At 67.4% G+C, this 236-nt stretch carries 1 protein-coding gene; it reads left to right on the top strand.

Going from position 1 to position 236, the window contains the following annotated elements:
* Positions 1-236: SulP family inorganic anion transporter (locus tag Y887_RS17540; protein ID WP_046965570.1), on the top strand; the 236-nt coding region annotated here is incomplete at both ends.

Genomic DNA, 236 nt, shown 5'->3' with positions numbered 1-236 from the left:
CGGCGGCCAGCCTGTTCGGCGGCATTGCCGGCTGCGGCATGATCGGCCAGACCGTGGGCAACGTGAAGTACGGCGGCCGTGGCCGGCTGTCGACCTTGTTCGCCGGCGTGTTCCTGCTGATCCTGATGGTGCTGCTCAAGCCGTGGGTGTCGCAGGTGCCGGTGGTCGCGCTGGTGGCGATCATGGTGATGGTGTCGGCCGAGACTTTCGACTGGCGTTCGCTGCGCACCGTGATC

It is taken from the genome of Xanthomonas pisi DSM 18956 (assembly GCF_001010415.1).
GTDB classification, from domain to species: domain Bacteria; phylum Pseudomonadota; class Gammaproteobacteria; order Xanthomonadales; family Xanthomonadaceae; genus Xanthomonas; species Xanthomonas pisi.
This window is presented reverse-complemented; position numbering and strand designations above follow the sequence as displayed.